This window comes from Ornithinimicrobium pekingense DSM 21552 (assembly GCF_000421185.1).
Classification (GTDB): domain Bacteria; phylum Actinomycetota; class Actinomycetes; order Actinomycetales; family Dermatophilaceae; genus Ornithinicoccus; species Ornithinicoccus pekingensis.
This window is the reverse complement of record NZ_ATWJ01000014.1, coordinates 58,779-77,560: the sequence shown is the minus strand read 5'-3', so window position 1 is coordinate 77,560 and position 18,782 is coordinate 58,779. Positions and strand designations below refer to the sequence as shown.

The 18,782-nt window shown below is 72.2% G+C and carries 10 protein-coding genes; 6 read left to right on the top strand and 4 right to left on the bottom strand.

What is annotated here, in order from left to right:
* Nucleotides 1-32: 32 nt before the first annotated feature.
* The 3 genes from glgB to K330_RS0116025 are packed head-to-tail and all read right to left on the bottom strand — an operon-like array spanning nucleotide 33 to nucleotide 10,043.
* Nucleotides 33-6,191 carry a 1,4-alpha-glucan branching protein GlgB gene (gene glgB / locus K330_RS24695; protein WP_022922831.1) on the bottom strand — a complete coding sequence of 2,053 codons (6,159 nt, stop codon included), beginning with the start codon at nucleotides 6,189-6,191 and terminating at the stop codon, nucleotides 33-35.
* Nucleotides 6,191-7,933: a maltose alpha-D-glucosyltransferase gene (gene treS / locus K330_RS0116030; protein ID WP_022922830.1), complete on the bottom strand. Its 1,743-nt coding sequence runs from the start codon at nucleotides 7,931-7,933 to the stop codon at nucleotides 6,191-6,193. The genes glgB and treS overlap by 1 nt, the downstream gene beginning before the upstream one ends.
* Nucleotides 7,934-7,946: 13 nt before the next feature.
* Nucleotides 7,947-10,043: an alpha-1,4-glucan--maltose-1-phosphate maltosyltransferase gene (locus K330_RS0116025; RefSeq protein WP_022922829.1), complete on the bottom strand. Its 2,097-nt coding sequence runs from the start codon at nucleotides 10,041-10,043 to the stop codon at nucleotides 7,947-7,949.
* 154 nt (nucleotides 10,044-10,197) lie between these two features.
* On the opposite strand from K330_RS0116025, the gene glgP reads away from it, so the two are divergent.
* A complete protein-coding gene (gene glgP, locus K330_RS0116020; protein ID WP_022922828.1) occupies nucleotides 10,198-12,780 on the top strand; it encodes an alpha-glucan family phosphorylase in 2,583 nt (860 codons plus the stop codon).
* 132 nt (nucleotides 12,781-12,912) lie between these two features.
* Here glgP and glgX read toward each other — a convergent pair whose 3' ends face one another.
* A complete protein-coding gene (gene glgX / locus K330_RS21870; RefSeq protein WP_022922827.1) occupies nucleotides 12,913-15,060 on the bottom strand; it encodes a glycogen debranching protein GlgX in 2,148 nt (715 codons plus the stop codon).
* Between the two features lie 111 nt (nucleotides 15,061-15,171).
* Here glgX and K330_RS21865 point away from each other — a divergent pair, with 111 nt between their 5' ends.
* From K330_RS21865 to K330_RS0115990, 5 genes are all read left to right on the top strand, one after another.
* On the top strand, nucleotides 15,172-15,768 hold the full coding sequence (locus K330_RS21865) for a hypothetical protein (RefSeq protein ID WP_022922826.1): 597 nt from the start codon (nucleotides 15,172-15,174) through the stop codon (nucleotides 15,766-15,768).
* A complete protein-coding gene (locus K330_RS0116005) occupies nucleotides 15,765-16,565 on the top strand; it encodes an enoyl-CoA hydratase/isomerase family protein (RefSeq protein WP_022922825.1) in 801 nt (266 codons plus the stop codon). The genes K330_RS21865 and K330_RS0116005 overlap by 4 nt, the downstream gene beginning before the upstream one ends.
* Nucleotides 16,566-16,776: 211 nt before the next feature.
* A complete protein-coding gene (locus K330_RS0116000; RefSeq protein ID WP_022922824.1) occupies nucleotides 16,777-17,127 on the top strand; it encodes a PadR family transcriptional regulator in 351 nt (116 codons plus the stop codon).
* The gene (locus K330_RS22950; protein WP_022922823.1) at nucleotides 17,127-17,903 is read left to right on the top strand and encodes a hypothetical protein; all 777 of its coding nucleotides are present in this window, start codon (nucleotides 17,127-17,129) and stop codon (nucleotides 17,901-17,903) included. Before K330_RS0116000 ends, K330_RS22950 begins: the two co-directional genes overlap by 1 nt.
* 82 nt (nucleotides 17,904-17,985) lie before the next feature.
* Nucleotides 17,986-18,774, top strand: a complete 789-nt coding sequence (locus K330_RS0115990) for an electron transfer flavoprotein subunit beta/FixA family protein (RefSeq protein ID WP_022922822.1) — start codon at nucleotides 17,986-17,988, stop codon at nucleotides 18,772-18,774.
* The last annotated feature ends 8 nt before the right edge of the window (nucleotides 18,775-18,782 follow it).

Here is an 18,782-nt window from a genome sequence, read left to right as displayed (position 1 = left end):
CGCGCGACCGGCCGACCCGCGTCAGCGTGCGGTCAGTCCTGCAGTGCGGCGTCCACCAGCTGCTGCGCCTCGGCCTGGACCCGGGCCAGGTGCTCCGGGCCCCGGAACGACTCCGCGTAGATCTTGTAGACGTCCTCGGTCCCCGACGGCCGCGCGGCGAACCAGGCGGACTTCGTGGTGACCTTGAGCCCGCCGATGGACGCGCCGTTGCCGGGCGCCTCGGTCAGCACGGCGGTGACCGCCTCGCCCGCGACGGTGTCCGCGGTGACGTCGGAGGCCGTGAGCTTCTTGAGCTTGTCCTTGGCGGCCCGGTCTGCCGGGGCGTCGACCCGGGCGTAGGCGGGGTCGCCGTGCTCGGCGACGAGCTCGGCATACCGCTGGGAGGGGCTCCTGCCGGTCCGGGCGATCATCTCGGCCGCCAGCAGCGCCAGGATGATGCCGTCCTTGTCCGTCGTCCAGACCGAGCCGTCGCGGCAGAGGAAGGACGCGCCCGCCGACTCCTCGCCGCCGAAGCCGACCGAGCCGTCGAGCAGGCCGGGCACGAACCACTTGAAGCCCACCGGCACCTCGACCAGCTCCCGGCCCAGGGCGGCCGCGACCCGGTCGATCATCGACGACGACACGAGGGTCTTGCCGATGGCCGTCCCCTCGGGCCAGCCAGGGCGGGCCCCGCCGTAGAGGTAGTCGATCGCGACCGCGAGGTAGTGGTTGGGGTTCATCAGGCCGGCGTCTGGGGTGACGATCCCGTGGCGGTCGGCGTCCGCGTCGTTGCCGGTCGCCACGTCGAACGACGACTCCCCCTGCATCATGTCGATGAGGGAGGCCATGGCGTCGGGGGAGGAGCAGTCCATGCGGATCCTGCCGTCCCAGTCCAGCGTCATGAAGCTCCAGGTCGGGTCGACCCGGGGGTTGACGACCGTCAGGTCGAGGTCGTGCTCCTCGGCGATCGCCTGCCAGTAGTCGACCGAGGCGCCGCCCAGCGGTCCGGCGCCGATCCGCACGCCGGCCTCGCGGATCGCGTCGATGTCGACGACCCGCGGGAGGGCACGGACGTACTCGCCCATGAAGTCGTAGGGCTCCGCCGCCTCCAGGGCCTGGTCGAAGGGCACCCGGCGCACACCCTCCAGGCCGGCACGGAGCAGCTCGTTGGCACGGTCGGCGATCCAGCCGGTCGCGTCGGTGTCGGCCGGTCCCCCGTGCGGCGGGTTGTACTTGAAGCCGCCGTCCCGGGGCGGGTTGTGCGACGGCGTCACCACGATGCCGTCGGCGGTCCCGACCGCGCCCTCGACCTCACGGTTGTGCGCCAGGATCGCCCGGGACACCGCCGGGGTCGGCGTGTACGCCTCGGCCCCGCCGGTGTCGATGCACACGTCCACGCCGTTGCCGACCAGCACCTCCAGCGCGGTGCGCCAGGCCGGCCCGGAGAGTGCGTGGGTGTCCTTGCCGATGAACAGCGGACCCTCGATGCCCTGGGCGGTGCGGTACTCGCAGATCGCCTGCGTCGTGGCCAGGATGTGGTGCTCGTTGAACGCGCCGTCCAGGGAGCTGCCGCGGTGGCCCGAGGTGCCGAACGCGACCTGCTGGTCCACGTCCTCGGGGTCGGGGACGATCTCGGTGTAGGCCCGCACGACCGCCTCGACGTCGATGAGGTCCTCGGCCCGGGCCGGCTCGCCGGCGCGGTCGTGGCGCCCGCCGGGCTCCCCGGCGTCGGCCCCTCCGGCCGTGGCCCCGGCGTCCTGCTCGGCCGGCTCCTCCAGGGCTGCCGGCTCCGGCTCCACCGGGTCGGGCACGAGCCAGACCGCCGCCATCGGGGGCACGGTCACCAGGGCCGAGAACGGCTGGCGCTGGTGCTCGACGTCATAGGCCTCGACGAAGCCCATGTTGCCCTGGCCGGACCCGCCGTAGTGCTCGGCGTCGGTGTTGAGCACCTCGCGCCAGCGGCCGCCGTAGGGCAGCCCGACGTGCACCCGCTCCTGGGCGATGCCGCTGAAGTTGACGATGGCCGCGACCACCGGGCGCAGCCCGTCTGGTCCCTCGTTGCCCCAGCGCAGGTAGGAGTAGGTGTTGCGGGAGGCGTCGTTGGCGTCGAGCCAGGCGAAGCCGTCCTCGTGGTGGTCGATCTGCCACAGCGCCGGCAGCTCGTCGTAGAGGCGGTTGAGGTCGCGGACCAGGCGCTGGACGCCGGCGTGCATCGGCTGCTCGGTGAGCTCCCACGACAGGGTCCCGCCGTCGGCCCACTCGCGGGCCTGGGCGAACTCGGAGCCCATGAACAGCAGCTGCTTGCCCGGGTGGGACCACTGGTAGGCCAGGAAGGCGCGGGTGGTGGCGAACTTCTGCCACGCGTCGCCGGCCATCTTGCGCACCAGCGAGCCCTTGCCGTGCACGACCTCGTCGTGGCTGATCGGCAGGATGTACTTCTCGCTGAAGGCGTAGACCAGCGAGAACGTCAGCGCGTGGTGGTGGTGGGAGCGGGAGTAGGGCAGCTCGGCGAGGTAGCCGAGCGTGTCGTGCATCCAGCCCATGTTCCACTTGAAGCCGAAGCCCAGGCCGCCCTCGTCGGTCGGCGCCGTGACGCCGGGCCAGGAGGTCGACTCCTCGGCGATCATGACCACCCCGGGACTGCGCCGGTATGCCGTGGCGTTGGTCTCCTGCAGCAGCTCGACCGCCTCGAGGTTCTCCCGCCCGCCGTGGCGGTTGGGGATCCACTGGCCGGCCTCGCGGGAGTAGTCGAGGTAGAGCATCGAGGCCACGCCGTCGACGCGCAGGCCGTCGGCGTGGAACTCCTCCAGCCAGTAGCTGGCGTTGGCGACGAGGAAGTTGCGCACCTCGGGGCGGCCGTAGTCGAAGATGTAGGAGCCCCACTCGGGGTGCCAGCCCTTGCGCGGGTCCGGGTGCTCGTAGATCGGGGTGCCGTCGAAGCGCGCCATCGCCCACGGGTCGGTCGCGAAGTGCCCCGGCACCCAGTCGAGGATGACGCCGACGCCCACCTGGTGCAGGCGGTCGATGAGGTAGCGCAGCCCGTCCTCGTGCCCGAAGCGGCTGTCGGCCGCGTAGTAGCCGGTGACGTGGTAGCCCCACGAGGGGCCGTAGGGGTGCTGCATGACTGGCATGAACTCCACGTGCGTGAAGCCCATCTCGCTGACGTAGGAGACCAGCTGCTCGGCCAGCTCCTCGTAGCTCAGGCCCTGGCGCCAGGAGCCGAGGTGCACCTCGTAGATGCTCATCGGGCCGTGGTGGATGTCGGTGCGCGCCCGGCGCTCCATCCACGCGGCGTCCCCGTCGCTCCACCGGTGGCTGGAGACGGTCACCACCGAGTTGTTGAAGGGCGGCACCTCCGTGGCCCGCGCCATCGGGTCGGTCTTGGCGCGCCGCGTGCCGTCCGGGCCGGTGATGTCGTACTTGTAGTGGGCCCCTGCCCCGACCCCGGGGACGAAGAGCTCCCACACGCCGACGCTCTCGTGGACGTGCAGCGCGTGCGTGCTGCCGTCCCAGTCGTTGAAGTCACCGATGACGTGCACGGCCAGCGCGTTGGGCGCCCAGACCGCGAAGTGGGTGCCGGTGACCTCGCCCATCCCGTCCCGCACGGTCCGCACGTGGGAGCCCAGGACCTTCCACAGCTCCTCGTGGCGGCCCTCGCCGAGCAGGTGCAGGTCCATCTCGCCGATCTGCGGGCGGTGCCGGTAGGCGTCGTCGACGACCCGGTGCCCACCCCGCTCGGTGACGGCGAGGCGGTAGTCGGGCACGTCCTCCTGCTGCACGACCGCGACCCAGATGCCGCCGGTCTCCTCGGTCATCGCCAGCTCGGTGCCGTCGGCCAGCCGGACCGTGACGGCCTCGGCGGCGGGCTGCAGGGCCCGGATCGTCACGTGCCCCTCGAACGGGTGGGGGCCCAGGACCAGGTGCGGGCTGCGGTGCAGGCCGTAGGCGACGTCGGTCGCCTCCTCGAGGTCGAGCGGGCGGGTATGCGGTGCCGGCGGCGAGGCGGGCGGGCTCAGCGGCACGCGGCGCACCGTCCTCGAGCGGGTGCCGGGGACCGCGTGCTCGTCGGTCGCGTCCTGCCCGTCGGCGTCGCCGACGAGCTGGCCGGTGACCACGGCCGGGGAGGACAGCGCGTCGGACCACGCCTGCTCACGCAGCACGGCGGGGTCGACCGGGCGGCCGTCCGGACCGAGGACGGGGGCAGAGCCGCTCGCGCCGGGGTAGCGCCACTCGACCTCGGCCGGCTCGTTGGCGTCCACCGAGGGCGGTGGCTCCTCGCCACCGGTCACGGTGGTCTCCACCGTCTCCTCGTCGGGGCGCTGCTCCTGCGCGTCCCCCGCGCTGACCATCGCGGCCGGCGGGGCGATGGGGGCGTGCGGCACGCCGCCGCTGGCGCTCGTGGGTCGTCCGCTGGCCGGCGGGTAGGCGCGGGGTGCCTCCTGCCCGGAGACGCCGGCTGCAGGCGCCGACGTCTCACCGGCGGCGTGGGTCTCGCCGGCGGCGGGGGTCTCGCCGACGGGGGACGTGCGGTGCTCGTGATGAACCGGTCGGGCGGCGTAGTCCTCGGGCTGCGCCGCGGTGCGCACGTGGCCCTCGTCGTCGGTGAGCGACCCGGCACCGGTGGAGCCCGGGGCGTGGACGACGCCGAAGTCGGCGGCGGCCGGCTCGTGGGGCTCGCTCCCCGTCGGCCCACCCTGCCGGGTAGCGGCGGCGGCCGCGGGGGGCTGTCCGGCAGCCGCAGGGGGCTGGGCGGTTGCAGCGACGTCGTTCTGCTCCGGGGCGCGGTGACGGCCGACCCGCCCCTGGTCGCCCGAGGCGGCGCGGAGGTCAGCGTCGTCGCGCCGTCGCCCGGCTCGGTTGACGAGGCGTTGGACGGCGCCCACGGGGATGGGCATCCAGTCGGGACGGTTGCGGGCCTCGTAGACGACCTCGTAGAGCGCCTTGTCGAGCTCGAGCGCGTCGAGCAGGGACCGCAGCTCCTGGGCGTCGAGGTCCTCCCCGGTCTCCTCGGCATACCCCTGGAGGAAGGCGGTGCGGGCCCGGTCGGCCCAGTCGCGGCGCTCGCCCTCCCCGCCCAGCTCGACCGAGGCCGCGGCGTAGTCGAACGAGCGCAGCATGCCCGCGACGTCGCGCAGCGCGAGGTCGGGCGCGGTCCGCTCCGCCAGCGGCCGCATCGGCTCTCCCTCGAAGTCGAGCAGCACCCAGCCCCGGCCGGGCACCTCGAGCACCTGGCCGAGGTGGTAGTCCCCGTGCACCCGCTGCAGCGGCGGCAGCTCGAGCTCCTCGAGAGCGCCGTAGAGCCGCTCGACGTCCTGGCGGTAGAACTCCAGCTCGGGCACCTCGGCGAAGGCCGCCTCGGCCCGTCGGCGCATCTGGTCCACCAGCGTCGTGCGGCTCTCCCGGTCGCCGGTGCGCGTCTCGAACGCCTCCCGCAGCGAGGCGTGCACCCGCGCGGTGGCGGCACCGAGCGTGCGGGCCGGCCCGGCGAAGTCCTCCTCGGCCCGGGCGGACTCCAGCGCCACCTGCCAGGCGTCGCGGGTGTCGGCCAGGAACTCCTGGACGAAGGCGAGGTGCCCCCGGGCCTCGGTGCTGTCCGGCAGCGGCCAGCGACCCTCGGCATACCCGATCGGCCCCGGCACCATGCGGTTGCCCAGCGGCGCGATCGCGCTGGGCACGGTCACGTCGGGGTTGTCGCCGGGCTGCAGCACCCGGAACACCTTGATGATCACCGGGCGCGTCCGGCCGAACGGCTCCACCACGATCGAGGTGTTGGACTGCTCGCCCCGCAGGACCCGGCAGGTGTGCAGCGCGGGCGCGGCGGCGCCGGCGACGACGCGCCGGGAGCGCACGGAGGGCACGTCGTGCTCGCCGTAGATGTGCTGCAGCAGGGTCTGGACGAACACCGGGTCGTGGGTGGCGTCGTAGATGTAACGGGTGCCCAGCTCGTCGTGCTCGGCGACGGCGACGAGGGCGTCGGCCAGGAAGTCGACCGGCTCGGCTCGGTAGGACAGCGGCACCTGGTAGACGACCTCCTCCTCGCCCGAGCGGTCGACGAGGATGTGGTCCTCGAGGCCGACCTCGCCCTGGGGGTCCTCCCACCGGTAGCCGGCGATGCGCTGCAGCCGGGGCTCACGGCCCTTGCCGCGGTACCAGCGCTGGGTCGCGACCCAGGCCGGCAGGAACTCGTCGAATCCGGGGGACAGGGTGGCCATCAGGAGTCCTCCTTGGCGCGGGGGGCGGGGGTGTCGTCGACCGGCGGCTCCAGGCCGAGCCAGAAGAAGTCGCGGGAGCCCATCGTCAGTCGGACGGTGCCGTCGTCGGCGATGTCCGGGAACCCGTTGCCGCCGAAGAGGTCGAGCACGGTGGCGCCGCGGAGCCGCTCGGGCACCGTGACGGTGGCCGCCTGCGGGCGGGAGGAGAGGTTGCTGACGCAGAGCACGGCAGGGTGGCCGTCGCGCTCGCCCTCGTCGTCCTCGGGCAGCACCCGCACGAAGGCCAGCATCGCGTCGTTGTCGGTCTCGCACAGGTGGAACTCGCCCATGCCGAAGACGTCGTGGGCGCCGCGGACCTGCAGCATCCCGCGGGTCCAGTGCAGCAGCGAGGCGCTGCTGGCCATCTGGGCCTCGACGTTGACGGAGTTGTAGTGGTAGACCAGCGAGCTGACCACCGGCAGGTAGAGCTTGCCGGGGTCGGCGGTCGAGAAGCCCGCGTTGCGGTCGGGGGTCCACTGCATCGGGGTCCGCACCGCGTCACGGTCGGAGAGCCAGATGTTGTCACCCATGCCGATCTCGTCGCCGTAGTACAGGCAGGGCGAGCCCGGCAGCGACAGCAGCAGGGCGTTGATCAGCTCGATCTCGCTGCGGGAGTTGTCCAGCAGCGGCGCCAGGCGCCGCCGGATGCCGATGTTGGCCCGCATCCGCGGGTCGGGGGCGTACCAGCCGTACATCGCCGAGCGCTCCTCGGCAGAGACCATCTCCAGGGTCAGCTCGTCGTGGTTGCGCAGGAAGGTGCCCCACTGGGTGCCCCGGGGGATCGCCGGCGTCTCGTTCATCACCCGGATGATCGGCTCGGCCTTCTCCTCGCGCAGCGCGTAGTAGAGCCGCGGCATGACGGGGAAGTGGAAGCACATGTGGCACTCGGGGGCCTCCTCGGTGCCGTAGTAGTCGACCACCTCGGCCGGCATCTGGTTGGCCTCGGCCAGCAGCACCCGCCCGGGGTACTCCTCGTCGACCATCGCGCGCAGCGCCGCGAGGAACTCGTGCGTCCTCGGCAGGTTCTCGCAGTTGGTGCCCTCCTCCTCGAAGAGGTAGGGCACCGCGTCGAGCCGGAAGCCGTCGATGCCCATGTCCATCCAGAAGCGGACGACGTCGAACATCGCCTCCTGCACCGCCGGGTTCTCGAAGTTGAGGTCGGGCTGGTGGGAGAAGAAGCGGTGCCAGAAGAACTGCCGCCGCACCGCGTCGAAGGTCCAGTTGGAGGTCTCGGTGTCGACGAAGATGATGCGCGCGTCGCTGTACTTCTCGTCGGTGTCGGACCACACGTAGAAGTCGCCGTAGGGCCCCTCGGGGTCGGAACGGCTGGCCTGGAACCACGGGTGCTGGTCGCTGGTGTGGTTCATCACCAGGTCGGTGATGATCCGGATCCCGCGGGCGTGCGCCTGGCTGATCAGCTCGCGGAAGTCCGGCAGCGTGCCGAACTCCGGCAGCACCGCGGTGTAGTCGGCGACGTCGTACCCGCCGTCGCGCAGGGGCGAGGCGTAGAAGGGCGGGATCCACAGGCAGTCGACGCCGAGCCACTGCAGGTAGTCCAGCCGGCCGACCAGTCCGCTGAAGTCGCCGGAGCCGGAGCCGGAGGAGTCCTCGAAGGCCCGGACGAGGACCTCGTAGAAGACCGCCTTGCGGAACCAGTCGGGGTCGTTCTTCAGCCCTGGCTGGTGCAGGTTGAGGCCTCGCATCGCCGGTCCTTCCTCAGTCTCTCGTCACGTGGATGATGTGGACCGGCTCCTCGCCGTAGCCCGGCCCGAGGCGCACGTAGGGCGCGTCGTCCCAGGTCCAGCGGTTGCCGGTCACCAGGTCGGTGGCGGTGAAGGACTCGTGCCACCCCAGGCCCTGGCCGAGCGCCGGCAGGTTGAGGTGCAGGCGGGTCTCGCGCACGGCATACGGGTCGAGGTTGGCGACCACGAGAACCGTGTCGCGGTCCGAGCCGTCGCCCGCGCCGCCGCCGTGCTTGGAGAAGACGAGGACGTTCTCGTCCTCGGCGCCGTGGAAGGTGATGTTGCGCAGCCAGTGCAGCGAGGGGTGCTCGCGCCTGATGCGGTTGAGCATCGTCAGCCAGCCGGTGAGGTCCGTGCGGCCGGGCACGTCCTCGCCCCACCGGCGGTCCTTGAACTCGTACTTCTCGTTGTCCAGGTGCTCCTCGGCGCCCGGGCGCGGCAGGTGCTCCACGTGCTCGAAGCCGGTGTAGATGCCGTAGGTCGGCACGAGGGTGGCGGCCAGGGCGGAGCGGACCAGGTGGGCGGTGGCCCCGCCGTGCTGCATGTATGGCGTGAGGATGTCGTGCGTCGTCGGCCAGAAGCTGGGGCGCATGTAGTGGGCGGTCTCGGTGGCCAGCTCGGTGACGTACTCGCGCAGCTCGTCGGCGGTGTTGCGCCAGGCGTAGTAGGTGTAGGACTGCTGGAAGCCGACCTTGGCCAGCGTGCGCATCATCATCGGCTTGGTGAACGCCTCCGAGAGCCAGATCACCTCGGGGTGGTCGACCGCGACGTCGGCGATGAGCCACTGCCAGAACTCCACCGGCTTGGTGTGCGGGTTGTCGACCCGGAAGATCTTCACGCCGTGGTCGATCCAGACCTGCACGACGCGGCGCACCTCGGCGTAGATCTTGGCGGGCGCGTTGTCGAAGTTGAGCGGGTAGATGTCCTGGTACTTCTTCGGCGGGTTCTCCGCGTAGGCGATCGTGCCGTCGGCGCGGGTGGTGAAGAAGTCCTGGTGCTCGCGGGCCCACGGGTGGTCGGGGGAGGCCTGCAGGGCGATGTCCAGGGCGACCTGCAGGCCCTCGCTCTCGGCCCGTGCGACGAAGGCGTCGAAGTCGTCCCAGCCGCCGAGCTCGGGGTGCAGGGCGTCGTGCCCGCCCTCGGCCGCGCCGATGGCGTAGGGCGAGCCGGGGTCGTTCTCCTCGGCGACCAGGGAGTTGTTCCGGCCCTTGCGGTTGGTCGTGCCGATCGGGTGGACGGGGGTGAGGTAGACGACGTCGAAGCCCATCGCGGCGATCCCGGGCAGCCGTTCCTGCGCCGTGGTGAACGTGCCGGTGGTCCACAGACCCGTCTGCGGGTCGCGGCGCGCGCCCTCGGACCGGGGGAAGATCTCGTACCAGGCCCCGGTGAGCGCCAGCGGTCGCTCGACCCACCAGGTGTAGCTCGGGCCGGGGCTGACGTGGTCGCGCAGCGGCGCCGCAGCGAGCACCTCGCGGACCTGGTGGCTGACCCCGGCCTGCAGCCGCTCGGGCACGGGCAGGGCGCTGGAGCGCAGCGCGCCGATGGCCTCGTCGAGCACCCGCCGGTGCTCCTGCGGCCGGTCGACCTCGTCGAGCGCGCGTTCGAGCACCCGGGCGCCCTCCTCGAGCATGAGCTCGACGTCGACCCCGGCGTGGACCTTGATCTGGCCGTCGTGGCGCCACGTCTCGTAGGGGTCGGCCCACCCCTCCACGCGGAAGCTCCATACCCCCTCGCGGTCGGCGAAGACCTCGGTCTCCCAGTGCGACAGGCCCTCGTTGACGAGGGTCATCGGCACGTGGTGCTCGTCCCCGTCGGGGTCGACGAGCACCGCCGTCGCGCTCACGGCGTCGTGGCCCTCGCGGAAGACGGTGGCGCTGAGCGTGAACAGCTCGCCCACGACGGACTTGGTGGGGCGACGGCCGCCGTCGACGACCGGTCCCACGTCCAGGACCGGGATCCGCCCGATCGGCTCCTGGCCGAAGAGGGACAGCACGGAGCGGTCGATCGGTGGCTGGTCGGGGCGGGGTGCGGCATCGGCGTCGGCGGCGGGCGTGGTCGAAGGCTCGGTCACGCCGCTCACGCTACCCGTGAACCGGGCGTCGCAGCATCCGCACGTGCCCGACCGCCGCCCGACCGGCGTCCGCCCTCGTCCGTCCGCAGCCCCGGGCGCACCGACGCCGCGCCGCTGCAAGTTCTTGCATCGCGGTCGCCTATCCTTGCCCCTCGTGAAGGCTATTCGTCGGTTGCACGTCCGGACCGTGCTCCCCAGCAACCTTGCCCCGCTCCACGACCTCGCGCTCAACCTGCGCTGGTCCTGGCACCCGCCGACCCGCGACCTGTTCGCGGGCATCGACCCCCGGCTGTGGGAGTCGACGGGCCAGGACCCGGTCGCCGTGCTCTCCTCCCTGCGCACGCGCGACATGGAGCGCCTCGCCGCCGACGAGGAGTTCGTCACCCGGGTGCACGAGGCGCACGAGGACCTCGAGCGCTACCTGACCAAGCCGCGCTGGTACCACGAGCAGGGCGCCGGCCGCTGGGACGGCCGCACGCTGGAGGCGATCGCCTACTTCTCCCCGGAGTTCGGGATCACCTCGGTGCTGCCGCAGTACTCCGGCGGCCTGGGCATCCTGGCCGGCGACCACCTCAAGGCCGCCTCCGACCAGGGCATCCCGATCGTCGGAGTGGGCCTGTTCTACAAGTCGGGCTACTTCGCCCAGCGCTTCAACGCCGACGGCTGGCAGCAGGAGTCCTACCCGGTCCTGGATCCGGACGACCTGCCGCTGTCGCTGCTGCGCGAGGAGGACGGCTCCCCGCTCGTCATCCGCCTGGCCATGCCGCGCGGGGGCCACCTGGACGCCCACGTGTGGCGTGCCCAGGTCGGCCGGGTGCCCCTGCTGCTGCTCGACTCCGACGTCGAGACCAACGACGCCTCCCGCCGTGAGGTCACCAACCGCCTCTACGGCGGTGGCGGCGACCAGCGCCTGGAGCAGGAGATGCTGCTCGGCATCGGCGGCGTGCGCGCACTGCGCGCCTACTCGCGGATCACGGGTGCGCCGGCGCCGACGGTCTACCACACCAACGAGGGCCACGCCGGCTTCCAGGGCGTGGAGCGGATCAGCGAGCTGGTCACCGGCGGCGACCTGACCTTCGACGAGGCGCTGCAGGCGGTCCGCGCCGGCACGGTCTTCACCACCCACACGCCGGTCCCCGCGGGCATCGACCGCTTCGACGTGGGCGCGATCGCCGCGCACTTCGGCGACGAGGGCAACTCCCTGCCCGGTGTGCCGCTGGAGCGGTTGCTCGCGCTCGGCGCCGAGGACTACGAGGGCGGCGACGCCTCGCGCTTCAACATGGCCGTCATGGGTATGCGGCTGGGTCAGCGCGTCAACGGCGTCTCCCAGCTGCACGGCGCGGTCAGCCGCGAGATGTTCTGCGGCCTGTGGCCGGGCTTCGACCTCGACGAGGTGCCGATCGGCTCGGTGACCAACGGCGTGCACGCCGGCACCTGGGTCGACCGCAAGCTCTACGACCTGGCCAAGGCCCACCTGGGTCCGGACGTGGCCTCCCGCTCGGTCTTCACCCGCGTGCACGAGGTGCCGATCGACGCCTTCTGGGCCACCAAGCGCGAGCTGCGCCAGCAGCTCATCGAGGACGCCCGGGCCCGCTTCCGGCAGTCGCTGCTCGACCGCGGTGCCACCGAGGCCGAGCTCGGCTGGACCGAGGACATCCTCGACCCCGACGCGCTGACCATCGGCTTCGCCCGGCGCGGCGCGACATACAAACGTCTGACGCTGATGCTGCGCGACCCCGAGCGCCTCAAGAAGCTGCTGTGCGACCCCGACCGCCCGGTGCAGGTGATCATCGCGGGCAAGTCTCACCCGGCCGACGACACCGGCAAGGCTCTCATCCAGGAGATGGTGCGCTTCACCGACGACCCCGAGGTCCGCGGGAAGATCATCTACCTGCCCAACTACGACATCGCGATGGCCCAGCAGCTCTACCCGGGCTGCGACGTCTGGCTCAACAACCCGCTGCGCCCGTTCGAGGCGTGCGGCACGTCCGGGATGAAGGCCGCGCTCAACGGCGCGCTCAACCTCTCGATCCTCGACGGCTGGTGGGACGAGTGGTACGACGGGCAGAACGGCTGGGCGATCCCGACCGCCGACGGTGTCGAGGACCCCGACCGCCGGGACGACCTCGAGGCCGCCGCGCTCTACGAACTGCTCGAGAAGACGGTGGTGCCGACCTTCTACGACCGCGACGCCCAGGGCCTGCCGCAGCGCTGGCTCGACAAGGTCAGCCACACCCTGTCGACGCTGGGCCCCAAGGTGCTGGCCGACCGTATGGTGCGCGACTACACCGAGGCCCTCTACTGGCCGGCGGCCCACGCCGCCTGGGCGGTGGCCGAGGACGACTACGCCGGCGCGCGCTCGCTGGCCCGCTACGTGGGACAGGTCAGGCACAACTGGCGGCACGTGCGCATCGACCACGTCGACGCCGAGGGCCTGTCCGACGCACCGCAGATCGGTGACGAGGTCGCTGTGCACGCCTACGTCGGGCTGGGCGACCTGGACCCGCGCTCGGTGAAGGTGCAGATGGCCTACGGCCGCGCCAACGCGGAGGACACGCTCACCGACGTCGACTACCTCGACCTGGAGCCGACCCAGTCCTACGAGGAGGGCCGCCACCGCTTCGACGGTAGCCTCCGCCTGGCCCGCACCGGGTCGCTGGGGTGGACCGTGCGGGTGCTGCCGCGCCACGAGCACCTGTCCTCCGACGCCGAGCTGGGGCTCGTCACGCTGCCCTGACCCACCCGCCACCCGACCGAGGACGTCGGGTGCACGCTCTCCTGCCGACCGACGACGTCCGGTGTTCGCTCCGCGAACATCCGGCGTCGTCGGTCGCGGGTATGCCGTACGTCCGGCGTCGTCGGTCGGGAGTCAACCCTCGAGGGCGCCGACCAGGACCGTGAAGCTGGTGGCGCCGACCTGCAGCGGCTCCCCGGGAGCGACCGCGCCGGAGGCCGGCGCTCCGCCCGCCGCCCCCGTGCTGCTCCACCGCACCCGCCACGTCGCGACGCCGTGCACCTCGGGGGCGACCACCTCGGCGGCGTCGAGCCCGCCGTGCACGACGAGGACGACCGCCTGACGGTCGTCGACCTCGTGCAGGGAGTCGTAGAGCGCGACGACGGTCCGGCGCGAGGGGTCCGCCCACGCCTCGTCCGAGACGCTGTGCCCGCTCTCGTCGTACCACCGCAGGCGTGATCGCCCGGCGACCGGCTCGTAGGTGGGGAAGGTCGCAGGGCGCAGCACCGGCAGCTCGCGCCGCAGGGCCAGCAGGGCCCGGGTGTCGCCCAGCAGCGCCTCCTGCCACGGCTCCAGCGTCCAGCGCAGCCAGGAGGTCGAGTTGTCCTGGTTGTAGGCGTTGTTGTTGCCGCCCTGCGTGCGGCCGAGCTCGTCCCCGGCGACCAGCATCGGCACGCCGGTGGACAGCAGCAGCGTCGCCAGCAGGTTGCGTACCGACCGCTGCCGCGCCTCCAGCACCGCCACGTCGGTCGTCGGACCCTCGACGCCGTGGTTCCACGAACGGTTGTCGCTGTGGCCGTCGCGGTTGTCCTCGCCGTTGGCCAGGTTGTGCTTGGTCTCGTAGGCGGTGAGGTCGGCCATCGTGAAGCCGTCGTGGGCGGTGACGATGTTGACCGAGGCCACCGGCCCCCGGTCGGCCGCGGCGAACATGTCGGCCGACCCCGCGATGCGCGTGGCCAGCTCGCGCACGCCGTGCCCTGGCTGCCCGGCGAGCGAGCGGCCGGTGTCGGCCAGCCAGAAGGTGCGCACGGTGTCGCGGTAGCGGTCGTTCCACTCGGCGAACGGCGGCGGGAACTGCCCCGTGCGCCACCCGTGGACCCCGACGTCCCACGGCTCGGCGACCAGCTTGGCGCCCGAGAGCACCGGGTCGGTCTGCAGCGCGACGAGGAAGGGGTGGTCGGGGCGGTAGCCGTCGTCGCCGCGGGCCAGCGCCGGCGCCAGGTCGAAGCGGAAGCCGTCGACGTGGAACTCCTGCACCCAGTGGCGCAGCGAGTCCAGCACCATCCGGACCACGAGCGGGTCGCGCAGGTCGACGGTGTTACCGGTGCCCGTGACGTCGATGTCACGGCCCCGGTCGTCGAGGCGGTAGTAGGTCCGGTTGTCCAGGCCACGCCAGGACAGGGTCGGCCCGTTGTGCGAGGACTGCTCGGCGGTGTGGTTGTAGACGACGTCGAGGAGGACCTCGATGCCGGCCGCGTGCAGCGCCCGGACCGCGCCCTTGAGCTCGTCGACCACGCCCTGGGGGTCGTTCGCGGCCGCATACCCGGCGTGCGGGGCGAAGAAGCCCAGGGAGTTGTAGCCCCAGTAGTTGCGCAGCCCGCGCTGCACGAGCGCCGCCTCGGAGGCGAAGGCGTGCACCGGCAGCAGCTCCAGGGTGGTGACCCCGAGCCCGGTGAGGTGCTCGAGGACGGCCGGGTGGGCCAGGGCGGCATAGGTCCCCTGCAGGTGCGGCGGGACCGCGGGGTGGCGCATGGTCAGCCCGCGCACGTGCGCCTCGTAGACGACCGTCTCCGACCACGGCACCGCCGGGGCCACGTCGTCGCCCCAGTCGAAGGCCTGGTCCACCACCACGGAGCGGGGCACGAACGGCGCGGAGTCGCGGTCGTCCCGGGTGTCGTGGTCGTGCTGGTCGCGCCCGTCCACCACGTGGCCGTAGACCTCCGGCTCCCAGTGCACCCACCCGTCCACGGCCTGCCCGTAGGGGTCGAGCAGCAGCTTGGCGGCGTTGTGCCGGTGCCCGACGTGCGGGTCCCAGGGCCCGTCGACCCGGAAGCCGTAGCGGGTGCCCGGCACCAGCGCGCCGTCGGGGACCAGGTCCCACCAGATGCCGTGGGCGGTGCGGCGCAGCGGCAGGCGCTTCTCGCTGCCCTCGGTGAAGAGGCACAGGTCCACGGCGGTGGCGTGCCGCGCGACGACCGCCACCTCCGTGCCCAGCACCGACATCGTCACCCCCAGCGGGGGAGGTGTCTCGAGGCTGCGGCGGGGGCGGAGCGGGGCGGGCATGGGGCCAGGGTATGCAGCGCGCGTGCGCCGTGGACGCGGCCACCCCGGCATGCTCCGTACCCGTCCCGGGTCGGCTGGGGCGGCCGCAGGGCGACGGGTACGTTGGTGCCCATGACCGATCCCACGTCGCTTCCCAACTTCCCCCCGCCGCCGCAGGAGCGCCCGCTGTCCGGCCGCGTGCTCGACGCGCTGCAGGACCTGCAGATGAGCCCCGACCTGGACAAGGAGGGCGACGTCGCCTTCGAGGTCAGGGACCAGCGGATGTTCGTCAAGATCGTCCAGGGCGAGCAGTTCGACATCATGCGGGTCTTCGGCCAGTGGCAGGTCGCCGGCACCGTGCCCGACGACCTGCTGACGCGTCTCAACGGCTGCAACGACGTCACGCTGGGCGTCAACCTGGTCAAGGCCGGCATCGCGGGCGGCAACCTGGTGCTGGCCGTCGAGCAGATCGTCGCCCGCCAGGAGCAGCCCAAGGCCAAGCTGCAGATCGCGACCGGCCTCATCCTGCAGGCCCTGTCGCTGTGGCACCGCAACGTCGTGGCCAAGTCGCAGGCCGAGCAGGGCCAGCAGCCCGATCTGCCCGCGGACGCGCCCGAGGGCACGGAGGTCGGCCCGTGGCTGTCGGTCGGCACCCAGGGGCGCCAGCAGGACGGCCAGGGTCAGGACGGCCAGGGTCAGGAGGGCCAGGCGGGCGGTGACCCGCAGTGAGCCGGACGGTCAGCACCGCCAGCGAGTTCGTCCGGGTCGAGATCGACTCCAGCATCGCCACGATCCGGATCGACCGGCCGAAGATGAACCCGTTGTCGATCGAGGTGCAGGACGCCATCGGTGAGGCCGCGCGCCTCGTCTCCGAGGACGACGAGGTCGCCGCGGTCGTCGTCTACGGCGGGGAGAAGGTCTTCGCCGCCGGGGCCGACATCAAGGAGATGCAGGGCATGTCCTACACCGACATGGTCCAGCGCGCACCGGTCATCCAGGCGTGCTTCACCGCCGTGGCCCGCATCCCCAAGCCGACCGTCGCCGCGATCGAGGGGTACGCCCTGGGCGCCGGTTGCGAGCTGGCGCTGTGCTGCGACTTCCGCGTGGTGGCCGAGGACGCCAAGCTCGGGCAGCCGGAGATCCTGCTCGGGGTCATCCCGGGGGCCGGCGGCACCCAGCGGCTCGCCCGCCTCGTCGGCGCCTCCCGCGCCAAGGACCTGGTCTTCACCGGCCGGATGGTCGACGCCGAGGAGGCCCACCGGATCGGCCTCGTCGACGAGGTCGCCCCCGCGGGCGGGGCCTACGCCGCCGCCGTCGCCCGGGTCGAGCGCTACGTGCACGGGCCGGCCTTCGCGCTGCGCGCCGCCAAGGAGGCCATCGACCGAGGTCTCGACAACGACCTGGAGACGGGTCTGGCGATCGAGGCGATGCAGTTCGCCGGCGTCTTCGCCACCACCGACCGGGAGATCGGCATGACCTCCTTCGTCAAGGAGGGTCCCGGCAAGGCGGCCTTCGAGGGTCGCTGACCGGTCCGTCCGTCCCGCCACGAGGCCGGGTGCTCCGAGGGGAGCGCCCGGCCTCGCTGCATACCCGTCCACCAGCACGCTCGTGCGGATCTCTCGTGTCACAGGCGTCGCTGCGACGACCGATGTGACACGACAGAGGTGCACGGGGGTCGGACGTGTTCGAAGCCGTAAGTAGTTTGCGTATCTGACTAGTCAGGCGTACGATCTAGTCATGAACACCGAACAGTGGCCCAGCGAATGGCTGCGGGGCGTCCTCGGGGTGTGCGTCCTGCGCGTCCTGCAGGACGGCCCGAGCTACGGCTACGCCATCACCCAGCGGCTCGCCGAGGCAGGGCTGGGGGCGGTCAAGGGCGGCACGCTCTACCCGCTCCTCGGGCGCCTCGAGGAGGCCGGGCACGTCGAGGTCGAGTGGCGGCCCGGCGAGGGCGGTCCCGGCCGCAAGTACTTCGCGCTCACCCCTCAGGGACGGCAGGAGGCGGCCGACCTGGCCGCCCGCTGGGCGTCCTTCACCACCACCACCCGCGCGCTGCTCGACGGTGCGCCCGCAGCAAGGAGAAGCTGATGAACGACATCCAGGAGAACGGCACGCGTCAGGGCCGCGGCGGCGTCTTCGGCGACCCGGGCCAGATCGCCCCGCACGTCGAGAAGGGCTGGCGCGACGACTTCATCATCGAGCTGCGGCTGCTGGGCGTCGCCGGCGACCGGATCGGCGACGCCCTGGTCACCGTGGACAGCCACGTCGCCGAGTCGGGGGAGGGCGCGCTGGAGGCGTTCGGCGAGCCGGTGCCCTATGCCCGGGAGATCGCCCGCAGCAGCGGGAAGGAGCCGAGCTGGAGCATCAACAGCTGGACCGTCCTGGGCAACGTCGCCGGCCTCGTCGGGATGCTCGCGGCGGTGCGGGCCCTCACCGGCTGGCTCGAGGGCGGACCGTTGGCCATCACCGTCGGCGACGGTGTCGGTCTCCTCCTCCTGCTCGCGCTCATGGGTGCGGTGCTGCGGTGGCCCACGCCGTTGATCCGGGTCGCGGTGGAGCACCGGGTGGCGGTCTCGCTGCTGACCCCGGTCGTGCTCATCGGGGCCTTCGTGGGGGTCTTCCTGCTCCTGCGGGACACCTGGTTCGAGGTCGGTGTGCTCCCGGTCGCCCTCGTCGCGGTGGTGCTGATGGCGACCAGCGTGGTCGCGGCCTGGATCGACGCCCCGCCGGACGGTGACCAGATCGTCGCGCCCGGGCAGAGCCCGCGGCCCGGCGGGGGCGCACGGATCGCGGGTGCGCTCATCCTGCCGGTCCTCACGCTGCTGCTGCTGGGGCTCACCTGGGGGGTGCACCTGCTCGGGTGAGGCCGGGGGCGCGTACGTTGACGTCCTCGTCAGGTGTCAAGATGGACCGACACAACATCCGCTACCCACGAGGACGTGACAGATGAACATCGTCGTCTGTGTGAAGTACGTGCCGGACGCCCAGGGTGACCGGGGCTTCGAGGCTGACAACACCACCGACCGCGAGGCTGTGGACGGGCTGCTGTCCGAGCTGGACGAGTATGCGGTCGAGGAGGCCCTGAAGCTGGTCGAGGCCGGCGAGGGCGAGGTCACGGTGCTGACCATGGGCCCGGAGGACGCGGTCGCGGCGGTGAAGAAGTCGCTGCAGATGGGCGCGCACAAGGGCGTCGTGGTCACCGACGAGGCCATCGCCGGGTCGGACTCCGTCGCGACCAGCCTGGTGCTGGCCGAGGCCATCAAGAAGATCGGTGAGGAGGCGCCGGTGGACCTGGTGCTGACCGGGCTGGCCTCCACCGACGGTGTCATGTCCGTGGTGCCGGCGATGCTGGCCGAGCGCCTGGGCCTGCCGCAGGTGACCTTCGCCTCCGAGCTGACGGTGGAGGGCTCCACGGTGCGGATCCGCCGTGACGACGAGACCGCCTCCGAGACGATCGAGTCTTCCCTGCCGGCCGTGGTGAGCGTGACCGACCAGATCAACGAGCCGCGCTACCCCTCCTTCAAGGGGATCATGGCGGCCAAGAAGAAGCCCGTGGAGACCTGGGGCCTGGCCGACCTGGGTGTCGACGCCTCCCAGGTCGGGCTGGACGCGGCCTGGTCCAGGGTTGTCGAGGTGAGCGCTCGTCCGCCGCGCACGGCCGGTGAGGTCGTCACCGACGAGGGCGACGGCGGCTCGAAGCTGGCCGAGTTCCTGGCCTCCCGCAAGTTCGTCTGACCCCCGAC